Genomic DNA, 23,798 nt, shown 5'->3' with positions numbered 1-23,798 from the left:
AGCCAATGGTCGCTTTTAAGACCATCTACAACTGGCTTTATGCTGGTTTGATACAATTAGATTTAAGCGTCCTACGCCGAAAAGGAAAAAGCCGACAACCCAGAGAAACACGGGGGAAATTTACGATTGGTGCACCTATCTCTCAACGTCCTAAAGAGGTCAAGAGTCGTGAGACCTTCGGCCACTGGGAGTTAGATACCGTGGTATCATCAAGAGGTCAAAGCAAGGGATGTTTGGCGACTTTTGTAGAGCGTAAAACACGCTTTTACTTGGCTTTTAAAATGCCAGACAGAACAGCCAAATCCATGTTTTCAGCGATTGAGCAACTCCTAACCTTATTGCCAAAAGAAGCCTTTAAAACGTTCACTTCGGATAGGGGAAAGGAATTTGCCTGCTATCCTTTAGTGGAGAAATTAGGCATTCCCTTTTACTTCGCAGATGCCTATTCTTCTTGGCAGAGAGGAAGCAATGAAAATGCCAATGGATTACTGAGAGAATATTTTCCCAAGAAAACAGATTTAGCTGTTATTTCTGATAAGGATTTGGACAAGGCTCTATCTGACATCAATCACCGGCCACGAAAATGTTTAGCTTACAGAACAGCTGTTGAAGCTCTCTTGAACGAGTTTAAATAAATGTTGCACTTTTTCTTGCAATTTATCTTTTTTAATTATTTCATTTCGACAGTTTCAATTGGGTTTGAGAACTCAAAGCTACCGTCTTTAATAGCCGATTCTTTTTTCTCCAAGCTAATGATTTTGACTTGAACTTTTTCAATATTTTGGGTGGCGGTCTCAATAGATCTATTCTTAGTTTCAATGTTACTTTCAATAGTTGCAACATCTTTTTGATTAGATTCTAAGTCATCACCAGAGAGATATTCTGCCTCTTTGAGTAAACCATTTTTCCGAGACTCATCATCCTCAATAGAGGTTTTCAGCTGCTCTATTGAGTTATTCAATTTCTCAATCTGCCCTTCCTGAAAAGCCTTCTCTTCTATGATTTCTGATAAAGCAAATTCTTCACGAGACACACTTTTAATTATCTCTTTTTTGAGCTTACTATTTTGAGTTGTCACATAAAATTGAACAACGTTATCATCGTCATCATCTTCTTGATTAACAGGTTTCTCCTGCTCATCTGAAGGGTTAGAAACGTCAATATCAATAGAACTGGTTGCAACTGTCTTATTAGTAATCTCAATCGCATAAGCACCAAAATTTTCTGGAACATTTCGGATAATAACAGAGATTTTATTATCTACAATTGGTACGATTTCCATAATAGTATCAGCTGTCTTATTCTGTGCGTATAGATTCCATTTAAGACGTTTAGTATCAATACCTCGATCAACTGGAGAGGTAGAATCTTTAGTTTCAAATTGAAGAACAATAATGCCTGTTTCAGGCGAATAACTTTGACTAGATAGTCTAATTTCTCCTGTGCCATTCTCAAATGTCCTCTTTGTTTTGAGCTGTTCATCAGTGTAAGTCTGTCTTTGTGGGGAGTAAATTGCCCCCAGCAATAAACTTATCCAAGCTGTAAATAATACTGAGAAAACAACTAATTTTCGTTTAATCACATTGTCTTGAAACCATTTTTTAGTAACAACAAGTGGTTTAACAATTGCACTAGATTTTGTTTTTTCAATCCAGTACTTAATCATATCTATCATATGTGATATGTCCTTTCTGATTTGAGTTAATAAATGTTAAAATATAGGTAATAAAAGCAATTCTGGAGGCGATTAGTATGAAACATGATCACGCTTATTCTAAACATTTTAAAGATGATATTTCACCTGAAAAAGCATATGATTATTTCCACAATCATCAACTTGATACAGACGAATTTAGATGCGCTGAAAAATGTTCAGTTCCTGTAACATTAGTCAATGTGAGGAACACTCCTGATAAATGGAAAGTTCCTCCTTACTTTAAATATCGTAGTGGATTTGACGATAAACATTCCAAGTTGTGTCCAAATATTTCTAAGATGACTAAAGTGTCAAAACAACGTTCCCAACACCGTGCGATACAAACTTACCAACCATCTAAAGAAATCATCATTGAATTATCCATGAATAACCCTACACCTTATGAAGATGTTGGGACTCTTCAACTAAACTCTTCAACTGGAAAAAATAAAAAGTCGTATCAAGCTAATTCTGATTTCCCAGCAGTTAAGGAGCGCTCTACACGTCTTTCAAAATTATCATCAACTGTCAATCGGTTCCACTCTCACCCAGATGATGACGTCAGTTTTAATGGTACAGTGGCACCATTAAATACTTTTTTTCAAGAACTGCGATATGGAAGCTATAAATTATCGTTAGAGCCAAAAATTTATCACGGTAAAGCCTTCTCTAGAAAGGTTAACACAAATGGAAAAGAGTTGTTATTGTTAGAGTTTGATCAAAAATGTCAACTTGAGAATGCTTATTTTGAAAAACCAGCTGTTTTTATTGATATAAGTACTCTGAACAATACTTCTCAACAACATCGAAAACTACTGAGATATTGTCAATCTGGTGAAGCATTTCATCTTTATTTTTGGGGAAGTTTTTTTGTAACTTCACATTCAAAAATACGAATGAACAAAATAGATAAGTCTGATTTCACCTTATTAAATAGCCTTTACTTCGAGGACTGGTCCGAATAATAAGCATCTCTTAGTTTCGAAAAATACTTTTCCCAAATCTCATAGTCATCATTAAAACAAAACCGCTTATGGTATTTTGTTCCTAATGAAATCATGATAAAGTCATCTACCGACATACCTAAATAGCCTTCTAGCTCCTCAGCTACTGATACTAATGAATCGGCATGGACAATCCATGCTTTCTCTTTATTCAAAACGAGGAAACTTTTCTCCTCACCAGGTGTCAAAAAATCACCTGGATAGTCCTTCCCGATAATTTCTGTCACCTTATAAGGTGATGTTTCTCCTAAATTTACAAAAATCTTAGGGTCTAATTCATAGAGTTCCATATTTCAATCCTCCTAAATACAATCCATCTTTTCTGGAGCGAGCTCCAGCGTTAGCCACAAGGCTTCACTTTCTGAAATATGCGTTAACTTTCCACCTTCATCATTGAAACGCAGCAAGGTAAAAGTACCATCAGGAAGTTTGCCTAAGACAACCATTCCTTCAGTTGTTTCCACACGCCACAATTCATCGTCAAATTGAAAAGCCTTTTCTGCCCACTTACTGAGCCTCTTTTTTTGAGTCATCTAGTGCCTCCTTAATGGTCTTCTTGTCAGCTGTAATCTTACCTTGCTTGTCCTTAGCAGCATAGAGATAGAGCTGAGATTGGCCGTCTCTTATCGTGACAAGGGACGCTGCTTTTTCAACCTGGTATTTTTTCACAAGAGCTTGGCCATCTTCTGATTCCACATCGATATAAAACGTTGGATAAGAGCTTTTCTCAGCCGTCTCAATGACAGCTTTCTTTCCTTTCTCGCAGTAAGGACAGCCTGTCTTATAAAAGACTAAATTGGCGTTCTTATTGACCACCACATCAACATAAACTTGTTCCGTAAGGTGTTTATTGTAGTCTTTGGTCACATGCTCACTCCAAAAGGTCTGCACACCAAAAACTGCAAAGAAGAACATTCCAACAGCTACTAATGAACATAAAACCAGTTTAGGCATCTTAAATCTATCATCCATTATCCTTCACCTCCCTGTATAAACTCGAACAAATCTCCTTGAACATAGTTCACTTTGGCCAAACGTTTAATTTCTGCTTTTAAACCTTCAAAAACCGTCATCATAGTATTGAAGCGTAATGGATCGAAATGTTCATATACTCCAACTAATGGCAGCATAGGAAAATGATCCTTCTTCTCACTTTTAAGAAATTCAAGCACCTGCTTTTCTACCTCAATGACACCATCCACTCTTATCAATGCAGGTATACTGGTAATGGCCTCTCCATTCTGATAAAAAGTCAAAGCGACATCTCCAGCTTTTATCGTCCTAAACTCTGGAAAATCCTCTGTTATCTTAAAATAATAAGCCAGCGGTTCCTGTCCTAAACCTGTCAAATAGTATCCACGTACAATCTTAATATTGTCCATTCCTCCATCCCTCCTAACAAACCTTCTGAACTCTAAAAGGAGCCTGATAATACTTTGGGTAATGAATAATCTTTTTCGTTCTCTGAACAGGTAACGGGTTATGGTAATGTACCTGCATATATTGACAAGCTAATCCTCTACTTTCAAAAACCAATAAACGCCCCTGACCATCACAAATATAGTCTCCATCCTGAAAACTAAAAATAACGTATTTCATCTATACCCCTCTCTTTCTCATTTGTTCTACAAATTCTTTGTAGTCTCTTTCAAGCTCTATATCATAGCCATTGATATATCTCATTCTATGACTACAACTAAGCCATCCTAAGACAAACAATACTGATACTAGAACAGCTAAAACCACACTAAATACTATGATCACGTTCCACATTTATTTTCACCTCATCTTTTTATTTATTACTGTTTATTGCCATTACTATTTTTCCTCCCTGATTTGCTTGTCAGTATCAGAGATATAAATGTAATGGCAGTTTGCGGGTTTAGAATTTTTTCTGATTATCAACCAATATCTGCTTCAAATAAGGACATTTGCTTTGTTTGTTTAAGGCCATTTTTAACCCCTTCTATCACCCTTTTGGTGAATCCTATACTCTCTTCAAAGAAAGTAGCAATATTGCCAAAATAAGCCTCCTGACGCTCTTTTTTCACCTGAATAAGGAAAAGAACAGTAGCTTTAACAGAAGCTAATCTAATCCCACCACCACGGCCAGCTTTAACCGCAAAGAAAATCTTACGTTCAGCTTTAAGAGCCTTCAGAACTTTATCTAATGAACGTTCAGGGATATTTAACTCTTCCCTAATAGCTTTTTTAGTCGTCTGAACAAAAGGATCCTCAGATTGATAAAAACCTTCTAAATAAGCCATAATATCAGCTTTCCACTCATGTAGGTGGCTATGCTTACGATCTGCACGTTTCTTCTTAAATTTATACCAGCGTTGCTTGATAAACAAATCTGAGCCCTTCAGATTCTCATTGACCCAAGCTTTGCATAGTAATTTGATGTAATCTCGACTAGCAGCTTCATATTTCCCTGAATAAGCTGAGCCAACGACTTTTAGGAACTCGTCCTGAGAGAGTGGTTCGGCCAAGTGCTCATTGAAATCAGCTAAAACAGCCTCACAATCGCTCTGAGAGACACCACTTGAAAAGTTAGCAAGCGCCAAGGTAAATAACACGTTATTTCTCCCCATCAGGGCCTTAGTTCCCTTGATATTTGCTTCCATCATTAACAATCCATACCAGGGCTCGTCAATCTGTTTGACACCTTCAGAACCAGCAATAACCGTTAAATTAGGCTTCTTACTTGGGAATGGAAGGTCTAACTGTTTCATTGACCAATCGAGCCACTCCTGGAAGGAATAGGTGTATTCTTCATGGAAAAACTCGATATTATCTGTTCGTGGCATACGTGCAATCCCAAAGTGATTGCAGGTCATGTCTACTGGCAGATGTTGGCCAAAATAATTTCTCAAATTTTGGGAAATCGCCTTGGCCACCTTTACCACTCTAAATTGTGAATGAGTGGTCACGTAGGCTGGTTCTTCCAGGACAAAATAAGCCTGGTAGCCTTTATCTGATTTCAGGATAAGCGTAGGCATAAATCCTAAATCAATGGCCGTTGTCAAAATATCTCCAGAGGTGATCTCATCGGCTGAAGAGGTTATGTCAAAGTCAATGTAAAAGGTGTTAATCTGTCTTAGATTCTCTTCTGCATGGCCACGTGTAATCTGGCGTTTCTCGTCACTGTAGGTGCCAAACCGATAAGCGTTGGGTGTCCAGTGAGTAAAACTATCCTGGTTCTCCATAATGGCTTCCATCGATGTTAGAACAAGACCACGTGCCTTGACCATATTGGCCTTAGAACGATAGGCAAAGATAGCTCCACGTTTCCCTTCTTCAGCTGAAGAGACAGGTTTTAGATGGCTGTTTCTAAACTTATAGTTTCTTAGGCTATCTCGTAGAATTAAGTTGTGAATGTCTGTTAGATTCATCTGATTCCTTCTCGCTTGTTATAGTTAATCTACATCTCCGAACTCATGTACACAGCATTCTGCTCCGCAATCTACACAATCATCTATTCCATCATTACTGGAAAACCACTCCAAGCAATGATTACAAAACAATTCGAACATTTTTTATACTCCTTTATTGAAAATCGTGATTGAAGCTTCCAAATCACTCAAAAAATCTTCATAGTCTGACAGCTCAGCATTCGTCTGTTTCAGAAGATAATACTGGCTCTTAGAAAGTTCCGCGAGAGATGGACTGTAATTTTCTAAATCTGTCATACAGGCTTCAATTTGTGCTGTGATTGTTCTCATTCAAGCCATAATAACAATGACTGCATAAATCTTGGTTACTGTCTTCCATCCACCAACAAACGCCAAATTTTTCATTGACGCATGGCGTTGTCCATGTACAACCACACTCCTTACAAATTCCTATTGCTTCTTGTCTCATAACAGCTCCTTTAATTAACTTTCATACTCTTAGGGAGAGAAAATCTTGGCATACAGTAACCATCATGTAAGTCTCTTTTCAAATAAAATTCAGGGCTTGATGCGGTTACAAAATCACTTCTCTTACGACCTCGTATTAATTGCTTATAAGATAACGGCAAACGTTTTTCAATCTCTTTAAATTTAAAGCCCAAAGCCAAATAAGTTGTAACAATTTTATGTACATATTCTTTAGATTCTTGGTTTCTAACTCTATGACGAATACTCTCCTCCTCTAGCGTTATACTTTTCTGATACTGGATATATAGTCCCCTCATCTGTTCAATCTTATTCTGCCAGTTAGGATTATAAGGTTGACCAGAGTACTTATTGATTAACTGATGAACAGGTTCTTTGAATTTCATCTGAACAAAATCAAATTCTCCTAGATCGGTCAAAGGATCGATAAAACCCAATGGATCACTATTGATTAACTGATTGTAAAATTCATTTCTAGTCATCATATCCTCCTGATTGTGTCATTTATTAATCACCACTCAAGAAATGTTAAATGAATTTATAAAACTCTAATTGCCCAATATCTATCAAAATTTTCAATTTCTCCATGGTGATCCCTCCCTCTTACAAGATTTTAAGCGAACAAAAAGGAGAACAGATTTCTCCGTTCTCCTCATAAATACAGGATTATTTTCTATTCTAAAAACTCTTACCACTTACTTTACTTCTTACTCTGCTTAAACTGCTCTATCCGCTTTTCCAACTCTTCTGTCTTTAGTGTTGCTCTGGCAGTCTCAATACGGTCATCAAGGCTTTCTTCCTGAACAACTGGGCTTACTGGTTCAGAGGGATGTACCTGATTTTCCTGCTGCTTCTGGTCAAAGACTAGATTGATAAGCTTCTCAACCTTGTTCGGCTATGTGTCTGACATATCTGATAAGATGTGTTTCATGATTTGAAATATGATCGGTTTAAGATATACATCGGAATAAGTGATAAAAGAACTGACACTGTTATTAACCAAATAAAATGAGGGAACAAATTTTTAAATTCATTTATCCAGATTCCTCTAACTATCTTAGAAGCATGATAAAGAGGCGATAGCCATGTTATCTTCTGAACGATAAGAGGCATTGAAGAAATTGGAAAGAAAGTATCTGAAAACATATATAACGGCCGAATCACTAGCACGTTATAATAGTTCAAAAATTCTCTTGAAGGTGCTAGATAAGTAAATGACAAGCCTAAAATTCCAAATAGATAACCAACAATAAATAAAACAACTGGGATTAACAGAAAAGAGATATGGAAGTTTCCACTAATAAAAATAGAAACTAAAAAGAATATCCCTCCAAAAATTACCGCTCTTATCCCAGCCCAGATGGATTGACCAATAACTATATCCCCTGTATTTATAGGAGTCATCAACATGGCATCGTAGGTCTTTTCGAGACGAAATTGAATAAAAGCATTTACTGTTGTTTCAGAAGTTGCCGCAGTCATTGCAGTTGCTGAGATTAGTCCCGTAATAATAAAATCTCTATAGCTCATTCCCCCAACCATTGTCAAATAACTCCCTACCCCAAATCCCATTGCAATAAGGTAGAAAAGTGGATCTACAAGATTCGGCATAATTGAAATCTTAAATAAATTTCTGAAACTCATATAATTTCTAATGATAACATTTCTTATAGATTTTATTGATATCTTACTCATTATATCTCTCCTCTTCCCTGTTCGACTTGGTCAGTTTCAAAAACAAATCTTCTAAATTATTCTGTTTATGAAGAACAAATAAATCTGAAACCGTACCTTCTGCACTTACAATACCAGAATGAATAATCAAGATTCTATCCGATAACTTTTCTATCTCGTTCATATAATGAGAAGTTATAATAATTGCAATCCCTCTATCCTTGAGCTCTTGCAATTTATCCCAAATAATATTTCTTGACTGAATATCTAGCCCAACAGTTGGTTCATCTAATATAATTATTTCAGGATTATTGAGTAAGGCTCTGGCCAAAGAAACTCTTCGCCTCATTCCTCCAGATAGCTCTCCAATTTTTTTATTTTGATGACCCTCCAAATTTACAAATTTCAGTAACTCTAAAGCTCTCTTCTGGACATCCTGTTTAGAAATATCATAACAAATACCATGAGCTATTAAATTTTCTAAAACTGTAAGAGTTGAGTCTAGCATGTCATCTTGCGTCACAATTCCTAATTTAGACTTACTCTCTGCCCGATTTTCAGTAATATCCTTTCCATCAATGAAAACTGCTCCTGATGTTATTGAAGTTGCTGAATAAATCATTTTTAAGATTGAAGATTTCCCCGCACCATTAATTCCAAGAATACCAATACATTCACCTCTATGTAATTCAAAGCTTACATCGTGAACCGCTTCAAAGTTACCATAATTCTTTTTTAGATTAACTATCCTTAATTTTTCCATTTTTACCTCTCAGAACAAACAGGACATTCCGAATACTTGTTCAGTTCTGTAAACTCTTGTTGAAATGACATAAAATCAATACTAAATCTTTTATTATATGTTAATAACTTATCCGTACCCCAAAAGATATACCTCATTATTTCATAAGCAATAAAATATCCATGGAACAAGCACGCCGGTCCTAATGCTCCATTAGGCGTTCTAAATAAATCAAGTTCATCTTTATTCCGAATATTTCTGACAGTTTCTAATTCTTCTTCATAATCAGGTCTAATTTTTAAATCATCAAGATACTGACAGTAAAAACAGGCGGACTTATTCGGAACTATTGAGTAGATTCTACCATTCTTTTTTCCTACAAGCGCTGAAAAACAGGGTGTGTTAGAACGCACACATGCTTCATTGACCCAAAAATCAATATAGCCAGTTGGGTAATCCGCCACATTAACTACTATATCACAATTCGATTCAAAAATTAGTTTCTCTATATCATCCGATGAGGAAATTTCCATATGAATTGTATCAAATTCAATTTCTGGATTAAATTTATTCATGAAATCTTTCGCAGCATCAGTCTTTCTTCTTCCTAATTGCTCTGTATTGTATAGAACTTGTCGATTTAAATTACTATATTCAACAACATCAAAATCAACTGCTGTGATTTTCCCAATACCAAGTTCAGTAAGAGACAAACAAATATTTGAACCAATTCCCCCAATTCCTAAAATAAGAACATGAGTTTTAATTAATTGTCGCTGATACTCATACTTACTAATTACATCAGTATCTAATGTACTAAAGAAGTTTAGATTTACTGAGTACCTTTGTAATTCAGCATCAGAAAAATCTAATTCTGGTTTAATTGAGTTATCCTCAATATAACCTAAATCGCAAAGGGTGTCTATAGATTCTAAAATTTCACCTTTAGACAAAGTAACACATTTTTCCGTGATTTCTTCTATGGTATTTCTTCCATCTAAAGATTTAATTAGTTTTGTGTACTTTTCATCGGGATTCTCAATTTCTATGCTATAATCTGTCCCCATTCCAATTCTAATTTTATCTTTTAGGAATAGGACACTGTGTATAGATTTTATTTTAGGTAGTTTCATCTGTTTTCTCCGAAATAGTTATCTTCTAAATATCTAAAAAAGAATGGATTCAATCCACTCTTTTGTAAAGGTACAAAATGTACCTAGTCGCTTTTTACTAGCGACCTTCAACTGAATTTGCCGCAGCAACAATTTTAGTGATTTTCATTCGAAAGACCTCCTATTTTATTTGAAGTTCAGTTTATCTTTACTCCATGAGATTATTGTAGTATAATTATTTCAACAAATTCATCGATGTATGAAATTTTAGGAGAAATTAATGAGTCCAGATGTCTTTTCTATTACAAAACTTCTTTCAGACCAGTCACGGATGCATATTCTCGATATACTGATGGATGGAGCTGCTCATACCGTGAACGAGATTGCTTCTTATACCAATTTAAAACAGCATACAGTTAGTTATCACCTCAAGTTAATGAAAGAGGCTAACTTATTAAATGTTCAAGCCTACGGAAAATTTCGATACTACTCTATAAAAGATACGCCGACAATAAAAATTTTTGAAGTTTTAAGTAATTATTCCCCCGAAAGACCAGTAAAAAGTTTTAACCAACATTTTAGGAAGAAGGAACTAAAAAAAGCACGAACTTGCTATGATCATATTGCAGGTGAACTTGGTGTTGCTATTGCAAATTCTTTTATCACATTAGGATTCATCGAAGAAGAAGGAAATAACTTTCAGTTAACTTCCAAAGGACAAGATTATTTTTGTAAAAAACTTGATTTTAATATTGAACTATTGCGTAATAAGAAAAGAAAATTTTGTATAAAATGCTTAGATTGGAGTGAGCGTAAAAACCATCTTGCTGGCTCACTCGCAAAAGAAATTCTTGATTTCTTGATTAAAAATAAAATAATCGAAAGAATGGAACAGTCTAGAGCTTTGAAAATAACCGATACTGGTGTCAATTTTTTAAAGAATGAGTGGGATATTTCAATAGAATAAAATGACAAGTTAGAAGCATATTTCTATCTTGATTACAATCAGGATGTGACGAAATATTTAGACCATCTTTACTGTTATTATCTCAAAAGTAGTACATTAAAACGAAAAATAGCAAGCCTAAAGGCTTTTTATCGCTACCTAGAAGAACAAAATATAATAAGCGAAAATCCCTTTCACCACAAGAGATTTCGTTTTAAATCTGAGAAAATTTTACCAAAAACAATTCCTCTTATGGATTTGAAAAACTCTTTTATTATCTTCAACACCAATCTACAACTGCTCAAACAAAGTACGCCACTCAAAAAGCTTACCATCAACAACTAATCTTTTACTTGCTCTTGTCTACTGGACTGAGAATCTCCGAATTGTGTCAATTATAAAAAGCTAATATTGATTTGGCGAATCGCACCTTACTGATTTTGGGCAAAGGAAAAAAAGAACGACTCATCTTTTTAGGAGATAAGCAGACAATAATATTCATTTAAATTAATTGCTTTAGCGATATTTTGAGCTATACGTTCGATAACTGGAACAGTAACACTATTACCTGCTTGTTTGTATAATCGTCCGTTACTTTGATTTGGCAGTTTACAGTCTTTTGGGAAACCTTTAACGTTGAAACACTCACGAGGAGTTAGTTTTCTGATTTTCTTGCTATTGGTAAGGATTAAAGGTATTAAAAAAAGCCGACCAATATGGTCGGCACCCTTTGTTTAAATTCTATTACTGGCTAATTATTCTAAGACCATCGTTTATATATTGCCCCAAAATATCAAGTCCGTTATAAATTGAAATACCTAAAATGATAGATGCAATAATAATACTTGCACAAATCAAATATGTGTGAATTTTTTTATCCATATTATCGAATATAACTTAAATTAGTATAGGCTAATAGTTCCGTTTTGATTAAATGGAACTCTGTAATATGAGGTACCTCCAATAGTTCCTCCAAATGTAAATCCAGCTCCTAACAACTCTGCTTTAACTTGAGCTGAACCACTACTGCTTATAGCTGCTGTTAAAGTACCATTATAAGCATACTTTATACTTGTTGTAGGGTATCCATTTGGAGACCAGACATTAATATTCTGCCCTTCAATATATGTGTTGGTAATAGAATTTGTTATTCCTAGGTAATAGCCTTGGACTGAGTTAATTTGACGGAAAGAACCATTATTATATAGCTCAATATTTACACTTAATTGAACTGTAGTTCTCGCAAATGTTGCACTTCTTCTTAATGTATGTGAACTAACTGTAGCACGAGAAAGATCTGGAATCAATTCAATAGTTTCCACAACTTCTCCAGTATCACTATCAATAACAGTCGCAACTTCTGTAAAACCTGATTTTGAATAGATTACTTCTGGATTAGAAATATTATAATCATTAACAGTAAACTGTAGTTCATTGAATTTAACGACAAGGTCATCACCAGTATCCGCTTTTACAGATGATATAGGTAGATAAAACAATGCTAAACAACTAAATAATAGAGTAAATAGTATTTTTTTCATGCTAGTCACCTACTGTTCTTTCATAGCTAAGTTGGACAATAAGGATTGATAATTATAATTTGTACATTGGACTCACCTTCTCCTAATTAAAAATTGGTACATATTACATACATTTATAAAGCGTTTTCTCACTTTTATTATAACCAATAGATATCTGTATGTCAAGAAATATACGGTTTTTTATTCGAATAAAGTAGCTTGATAGTGTTTAGGAAGATTTCTACTCCAATTTTCTTCTCAAGCTCTTCAGCACCAACTGTCAAACAATTTCTTTTGAAAATTGCCGGAGCGATTCTCTTTTCAGAGCCTAGAAACCAATCTTGCCATTCGTCTAAATCCCCTTCTATTGTGGTGACACGTTGGTCTCGGTATCGACGTGCTTTCCACAACTTCATCAAAACGAGCGCATACTTGGACTTAATCCGTGCAATCTCTGCTAGCTTAAAAGAATAATATTGGGTTCTTAAAGCAAATACAAAGGGAGACGCAAACTCTGAAAATCTAAATGCTACTTCTCCATCTTCCATAAAGTCAACCATTGAGAATAATTAACCCATCCGAATAGAAGTGATTGGCTTCTAGCTCTCTTTTTTACTCTGCTTAAACTGTTCTATCCGTTTTTCTAGTTCTTCTGTTTTAAGCGTGGCCTTGGCTGTCTCAATGCGGTCATCTAAGCTTTCTTCTCGAATGGGTATGCTTTGAGGCTCTGGTTGCTTGACTACTTTTTCCTGTTGCTCTTGGTCAAAAACAACACCCAAAAGTTTCTCCACTTTCTCCAGCTCCTGATCACTCATCATGGACAAGGTATGAATGAGGGACTTAAAACGGTCACTCGATGGCTGATAGTCTTTAGTTTTGAATAAGTTTCTAAACATAGTGTCTCCTTATCAAAAAACAGTCCTCGTAAGGACTGTCGGTTAATCGAGGGTATCCATCGCTGTCATGATAGCCTTGATGGTCTTAATGACTTTTTCTTTTCCTGCAACCAATTCTTGAAAACGTTCCAACTCCACTCGGTAGTGGACAGTCTCTTCTTCGTGACTGGTCAACAACTCTGTCAAATATGCCTTATAACGATCCGTGATGTCCTCTTTAGGATTGCTGAGTTGAGTAGAAACAACTTTATCTTGCTCTCTAACCGGGGCTTGTTTGCCTTTCTTATGTTTCTCAAAAGCTGCGAGATAATCAATACTGTCAGCTTGGAGCTCTTCTGAAGTTGGTTTAAAGAGAGCTGCAATTTTTGCTCGCTCCTGGTCTGGTGTGGTAGGTTGTTCTGCTGGTGTATCTAGTTGACCCTCATAGGTCCAATCACTTGGTGTTATCATGTCTCATTCCTTCTTTCTCCTGTTGATGGATTGTGGGCTTTAGGTGCCGCCCCAAAGGCTTGTTCCAAGGCCTTATCAAATCTCAGGTTGCTACCTGCTTGATAACTGATAAAGGTCGCAAACATGGCCTTTTGAAGCTGGTCTTGGTAAAGGGTTAAGCGCTCTTGTTCCTGATTGACCCTCTCTATTTGCTTGGCAACTTTTTCTTCTAACCGAGCCACTTGGCTCAAACTCATAAGTCTTCCTCCTTATCGTGTTTGGTCTAGCTTATCAAACCAGACTTGATTTTTTCATCACAACTCAAGAGCTAACTCTTGAGATGGCCGAAACCCATGTGACCGCTCCTCGTAAAACTGACAAAGCCAGTCATCAAGACTTGGCTCTTGCTTTTGCCGAATCAATTCCTCATTCCAATCAGACTTGCCATCAAAGATGTCCAAAGGCGGTAAATCTTTCTGAACAGGAAAGCCTTGTTCCTGTAATTTGGCAATAAAGTCTCTCCCTGCCTTGTCATTATCCACAACCAAGGTAATCAACTGCTCATGGGTCTGAAAATGAGTGGTGCTTCGTAAAATCATATCCAAATAGTTTGTTAGTCTTCCCTTGTCCAACTCATCAAGAAAGCTAAAATCTCCCTTTTCCTCCGAAGCTAGACGGATAACATGATAGGCAATAACGCTTTTCTTTAATCCTTCCATCGATACCAGACGGACATCCGATAGCTCTTCCTTATGGCATTCATAATAACTCATCAAATCAATGGCAGATTCCGCAAAGACAAGCCGCTTGGGTTTACCTATAGCCAAGCTAACCCCTGCATAACCATGAGATCCTTTCATGATTTTCTTGAGCCGTCCCCGCTTGTATCTGTCTGGGTGTTCTTCAATCCCCTGAAGACTGGCTCCTACCAATCGCCCATGATGATCCTTACTCTTAAACACAACCACAGGCTCGGTATGGTTGTCGCTCTGCCATTGCCCCTGGGCAAGAAAACCTTGCCGGCCAAAGGTGTTGATGGTCTCATCAGATAAGTGACGGATGGTCTTGAGATAGGTGCGAGCAGAACCAAAGTCCTTACTTTCAGGAAGATAATAACGAAACGGTTCCAGTTTTAACGCCTGAACCTCCTGCTCTGGAAAATCTCCCTTGTCCAAAAAGTGAATGGCTTCCTTGAAGCTAACCCCTGCCAACAGCTGCACAAAGTCTATGACATCGCCCTGAATATCCCGCGAAAACCACTTAAAGGTATTGGTGTTGGTAAAAATCTTGAAAGAATCGTGTTCTACCTGCTCGTAAAGGGTGCTGGATAAACGTTTCAAAGGGATACCCAAGGCCCCTGCAACGTCAACGATGGACTTCTTCTTAATCGTCTCTAATGTTATCATCTTATTCTCCTATCAAAAAAGCAGAAGCCCAGCCTTCTGCTTATGGTGTTGTGGTTGAAACTGGCAATTCAGGAATCGCTTCTGGCTCTGGTGTCGTCTTTTGCGCTTGAGTAAGAGCTTCTGATAAATCTGTCGAATAAGTTTGAAGATGGTTGACCAAGAGCTTATCTCCCAGTTTAGTGTAGGTCAAGCGTAAGAGGCGTTTCTCCACTTGATTGGTCTGAGCCTTGTCTTTTTGTTCCAAGTCTGGAACGTAGGTCACTGTATAAGACACCTCGGCTAAGACCTCATTTGAAGCATGATTGAGGTAAATATCAGCCTCCTGATACTGATAGTCCAAGATATAGTCCTTGTAGACCTGCTGGAGGGTGTCTTCTTGGCGGGTCAACTCCTCACGGTAGGCTGAATCCGTCAAATAAGGCTTGATACGTTTGTTATTTTCGCCAAGTTGTTTCTTGGTAAAGTAGTGACGGAGAAACGCCTCAACGCTTTCTTGGGATAGCTGACTGGCTTTCTCTTTTTTTGTCTGTTCATCTTGTAGTTTCTTAGCCTCCTGCTTGATAGCCGCCCTGGTCTCATTGGTCACACTTTGCTTACCTAAGCTATAGCCCATAGTCGAGACAAAGGCTAGTAAAGCAAGACTGGCCACACTCACTAGGACAATCTGCTTGGTTTTATCAATCATCTGTTTTTCCTCTTTTCTATAGTTATAGACCAAGCATACCATGAGGAGATTGGGGATTTTATCACAGAAAAAAGGACACCCGAAGGTGTCCAAATGTGGGGTTAAGCGAGGCGTTTTGTCAATCGTTTGCTTATTTTTTTAACCAATAATCCAGCCAACAAGACATTTATCCCGACAAAAAAGGTCGGAAAACTGAGCCAGCCATTGGTCTGAAAATCTCTGACAAAGAGGTCTGTTTCAGTAAACAACAGGTAAAGACCATAAACCTCCATAAAGGCTAGAAAGAGACCTCCTCCAATGAGCAATAAGCCTGTCGCCGCCAGAAACAAGCGGTAAAGCAGGAGAAGAATCCCTCCAATAGCGATGAGAATGAGAATAATTTGCCCTAACTCTTCAAACATCTTATGCCTCCCCTAGCTGTCTGCGGTAGTAAGCCGCCTTGGTGTTATCCAGCTCCTCAAGTCGTTCAACCAAGTCCAAATACTCTACCCGTGTCCCCTCATCGAGGTCTGGGAAGAAGGTCTCACGATTGGTCATGATAACCTCTAATTGACCCGTGACCTCACGAATGGAAAAGCTCACATCACCTGTGGCTGTCTCGTATTGGTCTTTCAAGTCACGATAAGCCTCGTACTGGTCAGGAGTGCTAAAACCCTCACTCAAAAGGTTATCTAGTTGGTGCTTCATGTTTTCAAATTGGTCTGTCATCATGTCTCTCCTTTTCTTCTGTTACCATTAGTTTACCGCGTTCCATTCCTTTTGTCAGCTCATTGCTGCTAAATGTCCAAAGAAAGTTGGTCGTCAAGGACGATTTCTTGCTGATTGGGCTGATTAAGAAAGGGAGCGAGGGCTTCTTCGATGACTTCGGTTGCCTCCCCAGCTTCAATCAGGGGCGCAAGGACATCGTATTGGGCTTTAAGGTTTTGATAATGTTCTTCCTTACTAAAGACCCTCTCAATCTGTTCCTTGGCAACGGCTGCCTTATCCCTCATGGTCTTGGCCAAAGCCTCGGTTGTTTCTTTGTCCTGTTCAATGTCGTCAATGACATTGTTAATCCGCTGGAGGGTACCAATAGGGGATTTCAAATCCAGACTAACCGAATACTGATTATCTCCGACGACTCTAAGCGTGACAATTTCAGGAACAGGTTCAGTCATGCTTCTGGTCGTCACCTTCAAGGCAAAGCCTCGGTAGTGGGCAAGCGTTCGGAGTTCCTTGGTTTCTGAGCGGTTCTGACGAATCAGTTGGTGTAGGTACTCCCCTGCCTCGCCTTTTTCGGTGTAGGTTTGGCTGCCAAAGGACATGACAAAATCCTTGCCTTTACTATTTTTTGACCGCTCAATGTCCTGGTCATAAAGACTAAGGCGTTTCTCCATAACTGGCAAATCCCGCTCCGCCACCCGTATGGTTTGACGGTAATCGTCTTTAGTTCGCTCAAAGGCACGCCGTTCATTGTCCAAAAGCCCCAACTCATTTTCTAGCTCCATCTTCAGTTTAAGAAAGGGATTGCCTGTAGCCAAAGCCTTGAAATCAGAGGCGGTCATGGTCTGCTCATCAATGTCTTCTGCCGCCCGAACAGGCTCTTTAGAGGTCATAATTTGCGTGATGTACTTGAGCTTATTCTCCTGAGTTTGCCAGAGGTAGTTGTCAAAGCTCCCTTTAGTAATGTAGTGATAAATGTCTACCTCTTGGTGCTGGTTTCCCTGACGGATAAGCCTACCGTTACGTTGGACAATATCACTTGGTCGCCAAGGGACGTCTAAATGATGAACAGCCTTCATCTTAGCCTGAACGTTGAGACCCGTTCCCCCTTTTTCCGTTGAAGCCATGAGAATCCGCACCTCACCACTATTAACTTGTCGAGATAGACTATTCTTCTTGTCGTCAGTATTGGCATCATGGACAAAGGCAATCTGGTTGGCTGGAATACCACGATCGACCAAGAGAGTTTTCAGTTCGTTATAGATGTCAAAAACAGTTCCATCTTTCTTGGGTGTCCCAATATCTGAAAATATCATCTGGGTACTTTCTGTTGCCATATTCTCTCGATAAATCCGCTCCACATTGTCCACCACCTGAAGAAGTTTCTGACTGTCAGACAGCTTGTAAGCAGGGTCTATCAACCGCATATCAATAGCGAGTTTTCTGGCCTCACCCGTTATTTTGAGCATATTATCCACCGTCGGCTCTACCAGACCGTTCTTGATGTCTTCAGACCGTGCCACCAGCTCCTCTAGGTAGTAACGTTGACTATCCGTCAACTCACTCTCTACTGGGATAATCCGTGCCTCTGGCACAGGTAAGTCCAACATATCTGAAGTTTGAATATCAGCTGTTTCCTTATAAATCCGCATGAGTTCAGGCAGGTTGACAAACTTCTTAAAGCGTTTCTTAGGCTGGTACTTATCTCCCGTTGGAGACAGTTCCATTGAATTCTCAATCTGGCCAAAAGCTCCTACCCAAGAATCAAAGTGTGCCACCTGATACCGCTCCAGCACATCTGGCTGGACATAGTTCATCATAGTGTAGAGTTCGCTGATGGAATTAGAGACTGGTGTCCCTGTCGCAAAGATGACATGGCGATTGTCATGTTCGGACTGGACCTGCCGCACCTTCATCTCCATGTCCACGTTCTTCTTGGCTGTGATATTGGTAATGCCTGCCACGTTGCCCAAGCCTGTGATGGGACGAATATTCTTGAAGTGATGAGCTTCATCCACAAAGAGGCAATCAATGCCCAAGTTCTCAAACTCGATAAAGCTGTCCCTATCCAGTTTTTGAAGCTCCTCTAAGCGTTCTTCTAGGGAACGAATGGCGCGCTCGGATTCCTTAACGGTATAATCGTTCTCACTATTCAGATGAATCTCTCGCATCTGGCCCAACTTATCCAGAATATAGGTCTCTTGTTTGGCCTTACTCATGGGAATTTTCTCAAACTGGCTATCGCCAATGACAATGGCATCATAGTCTCCTGTAATAATCCGTGACACAAATTGCTTGCGGCGGGATTTGACAAAGTCCTTCTTGGTCGTCACAAAAACTTTCTTGGTCGGGAAAAACTTGAGGATTTCCTGACCAAATTGAGCAGTCAAACTAGAAGGCACCACATAGAGAGGTTTATTGACCACCCCCAACTCTTTCAGTTTAAACCCCGCCCCAAGCATGGTTAAGGTCTTGCCTGAACCCACTTCATGGGCTAAAAGGGCTCGTTTTTCCTCCACGATGCGTTGAATGGCATTTTTCTGGTGAGGACGTAAGGTGATATTTTGAGCCAAGCCATCAATAACCAGATGGCTGCCATCATAGGTTTTTGACACCGTTCGGTTATACAGGCTATTGTAGGTGTCCGCAATCAAGGTCTGAACTTCTGGAGAGGATAAGACAAAGTCCTGGAAAAGTCCCTGCATATCCGCTTCCCTACTCCGCAATAGGCTAGTTCTTTCGGCATCCGTCACCTGCTTTTGCTTATCCCCATCTTTGACCGTTTGTGTAATAGTCGGTTGATTGGAATTAAGCAGGTTCTCAAACACCTTCCGCCCACTATCATAGCGTGACCCCCTCACCCCCATGGCTGCTTCTTGGGCGGACACACGACGGTTGGTAAAGTCCTTAGACAAAGTATAGGTGCCATCAATAGGACTAACCTCAATCACCTCAGTTAGGCTTGGATCATCTAAGGTTTTCTCCTCGCCCAAAATCACCACATGAGCAAATTGCCCATAAACCTCGTTTGGAATCCAACGAGAGCCAATGCGGTAGGCAATATCTGCTAGACCAATCTGGCGTGGTTTAACAGCCTCAAGTAAGGTCTGATAGTATCCCCAATCTGCCAAGGCATTGTCCTCTTTTTGAAGCAAATCCACCTGGTCAAGCTTGGTTAAAATATCGCCTGATAGAAAATCCTGACGAGAAACATAAACCACTTTTCCTAAGAGGGCATAAGCAGGGTCCAACAGAACCAAATCCCCTAATTCCTCAATCACATCACCTTCTGTTTTGCCTGGATAAAGAGACATCATAAAGGCAATATCCACCCCACGACCATCTGCCAGACTGGCATTGAGGGCATCTTGGGCAGTCTTGACTTCCTTTAGAATACGGTCTGGACGGACCAAGGCTTTCTCAAAAGCCAGCGACTTCTTGTACTTGACCTTCTTATCCACGGGGTCAATGTATTCATCTTCTAAACTAGCAAGAAGAGAATACTTGTCATCACTATCAAATAGATTGCGGTTGACGTTACTATTGAGGTAACCATACCGTCTGACAAAGCGGTCATACTGGACATTTAAGTCCCCAAGCAAGCCTTCAAAGACATCACGGTCATAATCATAGTCCCGCTGGAGGTCAATCATCTCCTGATAGGTGTTGCGAAGGTTGACCATGCCCTTGATACGGGCAACCTCCTTATCAGACAACGTTCCCTCATAGAAGACCGTTTTCTTAAAAAGTCCCTTGTGTCTGCCCGTCTTCGTCGCTTCTTTGGACAGGTAAACATCAACAGCTGTCTCATCGGTCACAGTCAAAGCCACAAAACGGTCAATAGCTGCTTGAGAGTATTTGGCATCCCAAGCCACAAAATCCCCAGTTTCCGTGACATAGTAGCTGATTTCTTCTGTCTTAGCCCCTACTCGAATCCCGTCACGGTCTCGATAGTAAACAGTATCTCCCTCATAGCCGAAACTATAGAGTTCAAGGCTATCCCAAATGGCTTGTGGGATGGTCTTGTCAACGGTTTTCTCCATCAGGACTTGAGGTTGGATAAAGACATTGTCCTTGGTTTGTGGAGGAGCGACCTGCTTCAGGGCTTGCGTCAACTCATGCACCAAGGGTTGGCCATTCCCTTTCAAAGATAGGGTTCCACCGTTGAAATTTTTGACCTCATAAGTTCCCAAAACTTGGGAATTATTCTCACCGTCAAAGTAGGGATTGAGCCAAATACGGTCGTCCTTGGCATACCGCTTGCTTCCCAAAAAAGCAAAGTCATCTGTGAATGCTCTTTTGTTCAAATCCTTTTGGAAGAAGAGAATGTCCGTTGTCACATTGGTTCCTGCAATAGCCTTAAAGGCTGAATCAGGCAGACGAACCCCACCCAAGAACTGAGTGGTAGCCTTGATGTCCTGTAAGACATTGTCTACCCGCTTGTCCATGGTTCCCGTTGAGGAAATGACCACCACTTGCCCAGTATCATGAACCACGTCCAGGGACTTTTTAATAAAATAATCATGGATCATATAAGGCTTGTCATAACGGTTGTCCGCGATCCTAAAATTACCAAAGGGAATGTTTGAAATAACCAGGTCAAAACTATCCGTCTGAAAAGGCACATCCTCAAAGCCCTGAACAAAAATAGTCACATTGGGATGAAGCTGCTTTGCAATGGCTCCTGTAATGCCATCTAACTCCACACCATACAGTTCGCACTTCTCTCTTAACTGTTCTGGCATGGCCGCAAAAAAATTCCCTGTTCCCATAGACGGATCCAGCACCCGTCCGCCTGTAAACCCATCTGCGATTAGTTTATCCCACATGGCTCTAACGATGGCTGGGTCGGTATAGTAAGCAGTCAGAGAACTCTGCTTCATGTCAGAGTATTCCTTATCAGACACCAATCTCTTTAGCTCTGCCCGTTCTATCTCAAACTGAGGATTGTAGTCGTCAAAAAAACTATTGGCTAGACCGCCCCAGCCGACATACTTGGCTAATATCTCCTGTTCAGCTGAATTAGCCTGTCTCCCAGACTTGCCCAACTCCTTAACCAAGCGAATAGCTGCGAGGTTAGCTTCCACCTTAGCCCGTGTCCCTTTAGGGTAAAAATCGGTCAAGTCCTCTGGAAAGGCAAAATTCTGAACAGGCTCAACCTTAACTAGCTCAGGCTCCTTTTCAAGCACACTAGGCTCGTCTTGGATAACCGCTTGGTCTTTTGGAGCCTCCGTTCTTTCTGCAGGACCTTTGTCTGAAGTGGGGTCTGTTTGACTGTCATCTAGGAAAGAAAAGAGGTCGATGTCATCAGAATCCTTTGTTACTGCAAAGTCATTACTTTCTTTAAAAGCCTCTGACTTTTCTGGTCGATAAACCAGCTGGCTCTTTTCCAATGCCCCAAGAGAACCGACATAAAAAACAGGACTGTCTAGCACATCATCATCGGGTAAAGCAGCTAACTCAATTCTAATCTGACCCTGGTCTTCCCAAATCCCTGCGACCTCAAACAGGTGACTACCATAATGAACTAAACTCCCCAAAGGGTAGATTCTATGAACCTCTTCCTTGAGTTCTGACAGGCTATCATCAAAGGCACTTTCCGGTTCTTTAGCCTGAAGTTCTTCCAATAATAAACGAGACGCCTTGTCTGGCTCTGCTTGAGCCATTCGCTCAAAGATTTTAGCCTCCTCTAGCTTCAGCCCATCTTTGGTGATGCGATTGGCCACAAAGACCAAACGCTCATAAGGGAGGCTGCTCTCAAGGAAAAATGTAACGCTATCTCTGTCTAGTCCCTGGTCAAGCAATTCAACCGCAAGCCTCAATTGATTGACCGTGGCATGAGGGTACTGCCCTAAATAAAGTAACTCTTTTCTGGGCAAACGGTATTTCCCAACCGCATCTAACAAGACCCCTCGGCTACTCTCTGGAAAGTCCTCGACGGGTACACCAGCTTCCTCTAAAAGCTGGTAGTTTCTCGCCAAGAGCTGACGACTGAGGTCTACCAATTCTGCTAGTTCCTGAGAACCTGGTTCTCTAGCCAATTCATCTGCCGACCCATCCGCTTCCAGATAGGTAAAAATCGTCTCCCCTTCATAGATAGGGGTTTGCCTGCGTTCCTCATCAAAGTCACCCAAACGAAATTGTAACGGTCGCTCTAGTTTGGCTAATTCATCGTAGTGGCTTAAAATGGCAAACTTTTGGGTCAGGTTCAAGTGCTCATAGGCCTCATAGTGCTGGCTCTTGCCTAAGCGACGGTCATAAGAAGAGAGTGGTTCAGCTTGATTGGTCAGATAAGCCGTTACCACATTATCAACTTCTTCAAATCTGACGGTTTCTTCCGGCTTCACCTGACTGAACTCTGCTTTTTTCTGGTCGAACTGAGTAATAATCTCTGCTTTAATGCCCAAGGGCAAGTCCTGATAGGCTGGCAAGTGCGCCACAAGTAAACTCGTCTTATCTAACCTGGCCACCGGTTGACCGTAATGGGCAACCAGATCTTGGTCAGTGGTTTCAAAGGTTAGTTCTGGCTTTGGGATAGTTGGGGCTTCATAGTTCAAAATAAACAAATCAAGGTCTCGGCTAATGCGGTCTGCTAGGTTGTTAGCCACCTTAGACACATTGATAAAATCCACCTGTTCCATTTGCGACACCAAGCGCTTCAGTGAGACACCATGATAGCTTCCCTGTTGGTCTAGAAGTTGACAATAAACGGCAAGATTATAGGTCGCAACCAATACCACCATATCTTTTTCAAAAGGGGTAAGTTGAGGGATTTGGCGTAAACCAGTTTGGGCAAAATGATAAGCATAAGCGCCCAAATGTTCAAAAGGTTGGTCTCCTTGGCTCAGAAAGGCAACTAGCTCCTCACTCACATCGTAGGGAGTTGGGAAAAGGGGAACATGACCTTCCTGCTCGATAAAGGTTTCTAAAAGCCTTTCCCAAGGCTTATCAAAATGGTGGGCTTGAAAGCGTAGAAAAGCCTCTTTAATGGCCAAATCTTGGTGTTGATGTTGCCGAAGGCGGTGGCTGATGGCTTGTGTATTCATCCAGTAATTCTCCTTTAATTTTCTTTAGTCAAAAAGGACTGAGAAAGCTCTCAGTCCCA

At 39.8% G+C, this 23,798-nt stretch carries 26 protein-coding genes and 1 pseudogene; 4 read left to right on the top strand and 23 right to left on the bottom strand.

What is annotated here, in order from left to right; all coding sequences use genetic code 11:
* On the top strand, positions 1–635 hold a 635-nt coding region (locus ACFORF_RS09730), incomplete at its 5' end, for an IS30 family transposase (protein WP_380427725.1).
* 35 nt (positions 636–670) lie between these two features.
* On the opposite strand, the gene ACFORF_RS09725 is transcribed toward ACFORF_RS09730, so the two are convergent.
* Positions 671–1,675: a hypothetical protein gene (locus ACFORF_RS09725; RefSeq protein WP_380427723.1), complete on the bottom strand. Its 1,005-nt coding sequence runs from the start codon at positions 1,673–1,675 to the stop codon at positions 671–673.
* Positions 1,676–1,752: 77 nt separating this feature from the next.
* On the opposite strand from ACFORF_RS09725, the gene ACFORF_RS09720 reads away from it, so the two are divergent.
* A complete protein-coding gene (locus tag ACFORF_RS09720) occupies positions 1,753–2,661 on the top strand; it encodes a hypothetical protein (protein ID WP_380427721.1) in 909 nt (302 codons plus the stop codon).
* Here ACFORF_RS09720 and ACFORF_RS09715 read toward each other — a convergent pair.
* The 11 genes from ACFORF_RS09715 to ACFORF_RS09665 all read right to left on the bottom strand — a co-directional run bounded on the left by ACFORF_RS09715 (position 2,637) and on the right by ACFORF_RS09665 (position 10,130).
* On the bottom strand, positions 2,637–2,990 hold the full coding sequence (locus ACFORF_RS09715; protein ID WP_307962677.1) for a hypothetical protein: 354 nt from the start codon (positions 2,988–2,990) through the stop codon (positions 2,637–2,639). The genes ACFORF_RS09720 and ACFORF_RS09715 overlap by 25 nt on opposite strands.
* A gap of 12 nt (positions 2,991–3,002) precedes the next feature.
* Positions 3,003–3,233: a hypothetical protein gene (locus ACFORF_RS09710; RefSeq protein ID WP_380427720.1), complete on the bottom strand. Its 231-nt coding sequence runs from the start codon at positions 3,231–3,233 to the stop codon at positions 3,003–3,005.
* Positions 3,208–3,672 carry a thioredoxin gene (locus ACFORF_RS09705; protein ID WP_380427718.1) on the bottom strand — a complete coding sequence of 155 codons (465 nt, stop codon included), beginning with the start codon at positions 3,670–3,672 and terminating at the stop codon, positions 3,208–3,210. Before ACFORF_RS09705 ends, ACFORF_RS09710 begins: the two co-directional genes overlap by 26 nt.
* Complete coding sequence (locus ACFORF_RS09700; protein WP_000368759.1) at positions 3,672–4,082, bottom strand: hypothetical protein; 411 nt, start codon at positions 4,080–4,082, stop codon at positions 3,672–3,674. Before ACFORF_RS09700 ends, ACFORF_RS09705 begins: the two co-directional genes overlap by 1 nt.
* Before the next feature lie 13 nt (positions 4,083–4,095).
* Positions 4,096–4,299 (bottom strand): hypothetical protein, encoded by a 204-nt coding sequence (locus ACFORF_RS09695; protein WP_380427716.1) that lies wholly within the window; start codon positions 4,297–4,299, stop codon positions 4,096–4,098.
* 302 nt (positions 4,300–4,601) lie between these two features.
* A complete protein-coding gene (locus ACFORF_RS09690) occupies positions 4,602–6,095 on the bottom strand; it encodes a primase C-terminal domain-containing protein (protein ID WP_380427715.1) in 1,494 nt (497 codons plus the stop codon).
* Between the two features lie 144 nt (positions 6,096–6,239).
* The gene (locus ACFORF_RS09685) at positions 6,240–6,392 is read right to left on the bottom strand and encodes a hypothetical protein (RefSeq protein ID WP_380427713.1); all 153 of its coding nucleotides are present in this window, start codon (positions 6,390–6,392) and stop codon (positions 6,240–6,242) included.
* A 182-nt stretch (positions 6,393–6,574) separates the two neighbouring features.
* On the bottom strand, positions 6,575–7,063 hold the full coding sequence (locus ACFORF_RS09680; protein ID WP_380427711.1) for a modification methylase Sau96I: 489 nt from the start codon (positions 7,061–7,063) through the stop codon (positions 6,575–6,577).
* A gap of 445 nt (positions 7,064–7,508) precedes the next feature.
* Complete coding sequence (locus ACFORF_RS09675) at positions 7,509–8,276, bottom strand: ABC transporter permease (RefSeq protein WP_125177073.1); 768 nt, start codon at positions 8,274–8,276, stop codon at positions 7,509–7,511.
* Complete coding sequence (locus ACFORF_RS09670; RefSeq protein ID WP_380427709.1) at positions 8,269–9,018, bottom strand: ABC transporter ATP-binding protein; 750 nt, start codon at positions 9,016–9,018, stop codon at positions 8,269–8,271. Before ACFORF_RS09670 ends, ACFORF_RS09675 begins: the two co-directional genes overlap by 8 nt.
* Before the next feature lie 2 nt (positions 9,019–9,020).
* A complete protein-coding gene (locus tag ACFORF_RS09665; RefSeq protein ID WP_380427707.1) occupies positions 9,021–10,130 on the bottom strand; it encodes a HesA/MoeB/ThiF family protein in 1,110 nt (369 codons plus the stop codon).
* A gap of 259 nt (positions 10,131–10,389) precedes the next feature.
* Here ACFORF_RS09665 and ACFORF_RS09660 point away from each other — a divergent pair, with 259 nt between their 5' ends.
* Positions 10,390–11,076, top strand: a complete 687-nt coding sequence (locus ACFORF_RS09660; protein ID WP_380427705.1) for an ArsR/SmtB family transcription factor — start codon at positions 10,390–10,392, stop codon at positions 11,074–11,076.
* 45 nt (positions 11,077–11,121) lie between these two features.
* Complete coding sequence (locus ACFORF_RS09655) at positions 11,122–11,400, top strand: site-specific integrase (protein WP_380427704.1); 279 nt, start codon at positions 11,122–11,124, stop codon at positions 11,398–11,400.
* A gap of 161 nt (positions 11,401–11,561) precedes the next feature.
* Here ACFORF_RS09655 and ACFORF_RS09650 read toward each other — a convergent pair.
* The 11 genes and pseudogenes from ACFORF_RS09650 to ACFORF_RS09600 form a co-directional block, all read right to left on the bottom strand.
* Positions 11,562–11,753, bottom strand: a pseudogene (locus tag ACFORF_RS09650) (DNA cytosine methyltransferase); the annotation flags it as partial.
* A gap of 204 nt (positions 11,754–11,957) precedes the next feature.
* Positions 11,958–12,596, bottom strand: coding sequence for a hypothetical protein (locus ACFORF_RS09645; protein WP_380427702.1), 639 nt, complete (start codon positions 12,594–12,596; stop codon positions 11,958–11,960).
* A 161-nt stretch (positions 12,597–12,757) separates the two neighbouring features.
* A complete protein-coding gene (locus tag ACFORF_RS09640; protein ID WP_380427701.1) occupies positions 12,758–13,135 on the bottom strand; it encodes a replication initiation protein in 378 nt (125 codons plus the stop codon).
* 39 nt (positions 13,136–13,174) lie between these two features.
* Positions 13,175–13,471 (bottom strand): hypothetical protein, encoded by a 297-nt coding sequence (locus ACFORF_RS09635; RefSeq protein ID WP_380427700.1) that lies wholly within the window; start codon positions 13,469–13,471, stop codon positions 13,175–13,177.
* A gap of 42 nt (positions 13,472–13,513) precedes the next feature.
* A complete protein-coding gene (locus ACFORF_RS09630) occupies positions 13,514–13,921 on the bottom strand; it encodes a DUF5945 family protein (RefSeq protein ID WP_380427699.1) in 408 nt (135 codons plus the stop codon).
* On the bottom strand, positions 13,918–14,157 hold the full coding sequence (locus ACFORF_RS09625) for a DUF5965 family protein (protein ID WP_380427698.1): 240 nt from the start codon (positions 14,155–14,157) through the stop codon (positions 13,918–13,920). The genes ACFORF_RS09630 and ACFORF_RS09625 overlap by 4 nt, the downstream gene beginning before the upstream one ends.
* 57 nt (positions 14,158–14,214) lie before the next feature.
* A complete protein-coding gene (locus ACFORF_RS09620) occupies positions 14,215–15,306 on the bottom strand; it encodes a DNA primase (protein ID WP_380427696.1) in 1,092 nt (363 codons plus the stop codon).
* Between the two features lie 40 nt (positions 15,307–15,346).
* Positions 15,347–15,991 (bottom strand): hypothetical protein, encoded by a 645-nt coding sequence (locus tag ACFORF_RS09615; protein ID WP_146565828.1) that lies wholly within the window; start codon positions 15,989–15,991, stop codon positions 15,347–15,349.
* 101 nt (positions 15,992–16,092) lie between these two features.
* Positions 16,093–16,392, bottom strand: coding sequence for a DUF5966 family protein (locus ACFORF_RS09610; protein WP_373659982.1), 300 nt, complete (start codon positions 16,390–16,392; stop codon positions 16,093–16,095).
* A 1-nt stretch (position 16,393) separates the two neighbouring features.
* Complete coding sequence (locus ACFORF_RS09605) at positions 16,394–16,699, bottom strand: DUF5962 family protein (RefSeq protein WP_380427694.1); 306 nt, start codon at positions 16,697–16,699, stop codon at positions 16,394–16,396.
* Between the two features lie 68 nt (positions 16,700–16,767).
* On the bottom strand, positions 16,768–23,739 hold the full coding sequence (locus ACFORF_RS09600) for a DEAD/DEAH box helicase family protein (protein ID WP_380427692.1): 6,972 nt from the start codon (positions 23,737–23,739) through the stop codon (positions 16,768–16,770).
* Positions 23,740–23,798 lie beyond the last annotated feature (59 nt).

This window comes from Streptococcus caprae, assembly GCF_042649745.1.
Lineage (GTDB): Bacteria > Bacillota > Bacilli > Lactobacillales > Streptococcaceae > Streptococcus > Streptococcus caprae.
The sequence above is the reverse complement of the archived record's forward strand: the minus strand, read 5'-3'. Positions and strand labels throughout refer to the sequence as shown.

Excerpts from the sequence above, each read along its gene's own strand:
- ACFORF_RS09670 (WP_380427709.1), bottom strand. The coding sequence starts at position 9,018 with ATGGAAAAATTAAGGATAGTTAATCTAAAAAAGAATTATGGTAACTTT.
- ACFORF_RS09720 (WP_380427721.1), top strand. The coding sequence starts at position 1,753 with ATGAAACATGATCACGCTTATTCTAAACATTTTAAAGATGATATTTCA.
- ACFORF_RS09645 (WP_380427702.1), bottom strand. The coding sequence starts at position 12,596 with ATGAAAAAAATACTATTTACTCTATTATTTAGTTGTTTAGCATTGTTT.
- ACFORF_RS09675 (WP_125177073.1), bottom strand. The coding sequence starts at position 8,276 with ATGAGTAAGATATCAATAAAATCTATAAGAAATGTTATCATTAGAAAT.
- ACFORF_RS09685 (WP_380427713.1), bottom strand. The coding sequence starts at position 6,392 with ATGACAGATTTAGAAAATTACAGTCCATCTCTCGCGGAACTTTCTAAG.
- ACFORF_RS09600 (WP_380427692.1), bottom strand. The coding sequence starts at position 23,739 with ATGAATACACAAGCCATCAGCCACCGCCTTCGGCAACATCAACACCAA.
- ACFORF_RS09690 (WP_380427715.1), bottom strand. The coding sequence starts at position 6,095 with ATGAATCTAACAGACATTCACAACTTAATTCTACGAGATAGCCTAAGA.
- ACFORF_RS09725 (WP_380427723.1), bottom strand. The coding sequence starts at position 1,675 with ATGATAGATATGATTAAGTACTGGATTGAAAAAACAAAATCTAGTGCA.
- ACFORF_RS09635 (WP_380427700.1), bottom strand. The coding sequence starts at position 13,471 with ATGTTTAGAAACTTATTCAAAACTAAAGACTATCAGCCATCGAGTGAC.
- ACFORF_RS09715 (WP_307962677.1), bottom strand. The coding sequence starts at position 2,990 with ATGGAACTCTATGAATTAGACCCTAAGATTTTTGTAAATTTAGGAGAA.
- ACFORF_RS09660 (WP_380427705.1), top strand. The coding sequence starts at position 10,390 with ATGAGTCCAGATGTCTTTTCTATTACAAAACTTCTTTCAGACCAGTCA.
- ACFORF_RS09665 (WP_380427707.1), bottom strand. The coding sequence starts at position 10,130 with ATGAAACTACCTAAAATAAAATCTATACACAGTGTCCTATTCCTAAAA.
- ACFORF_RS09640 (WP_380427701.1), bottom strand. The coding sequence starts at position 13,135 with ATGGTTGACTTTATGGAAGATGGAGAAGTAGCATTTAGATTTTCAGAG.
- ACFORF_RS09630 (WP_380427699.1), bottom strand. The coding sequence starts at position 13,921 with ATGATAACACCAAGTGATTGGACCTATGAGGGTCAACTAGATACACCA.
- ACFORF_RS09710 (WP_380427720.1), bottom strand. The coding sequence starts at position 3,233 with ATGACTCAAAAAAAGAGGCTCAGTAAGTGGGCAGAAAAGGCTTTTCAA.
- ACFORF_RS09615 (WP_146565828.1), bottom strand. The coding sequence starts at position 15,991 with ATGATTGATAAAACCAAGCAGATTGTCCTAGTGAGTGTGGCCAGTCTT.
- ACFORF_RS09625 (WP_380427698.1), bottom strand. The coding sequence starts at position 14,157 with ATGAGTTTGAGCCAAGTGGCTCGGTTAGAAGAAAAAGTTGCCAAGCAA.
- ACFORF_RS09705 (WP_380427718.1), bottom strand. The coding sequence starts at position 3,672 with ATGGATGATAGATTTAAGATGCCTAAACTGGTTTTATGTTCATTAGTA.
- ACFORF_RS09610 (WP_373659982.1), bottom strand. The coding sequence starts at position 16,392 with ATGTTTGAAGAGTTAGGGCAAATTATTCTCATTCTCATCGCTATTGGA.
- ACFORF_RS09620 (WP_380427696.1), bottom strand. The coding sequence starts at position 15,306 with ATGATAACATTAGAGACGATTAAGAAGAAGTCCATCGTTGACGTTGCA.
- ACFORF_RS09680 (WP_380427711.1), bottom strand. The coding sequence starts at position 7,063 with ATGACTAGAAATGAATTTTACAATCAGTTAATCAATAGTGATCCATTG.
- ACFORF_RS09700 (WP_000368759.1), bottom strand. The coding sequence starts at position 4,082 with ATGGACAATATTAAGATTGTACGTGGATACTATTTGACAGGTTTAGGA.
- ACFORF_RS09695 (WP_380427716.1), bottom strand. The coding sequence starts at position 4,299 with ATGAAATACGTTATTTTTAGTTTTCAGGATGGAGACTATATTTGTGAT.
- ACFORF_RS09605 (WP_380427694.1), bottom strand. The coding sequence starts at position 16,699 with ATGACAGACCAATTTGAAAACATGAAGCACCAACTAGATAACCTTTTG.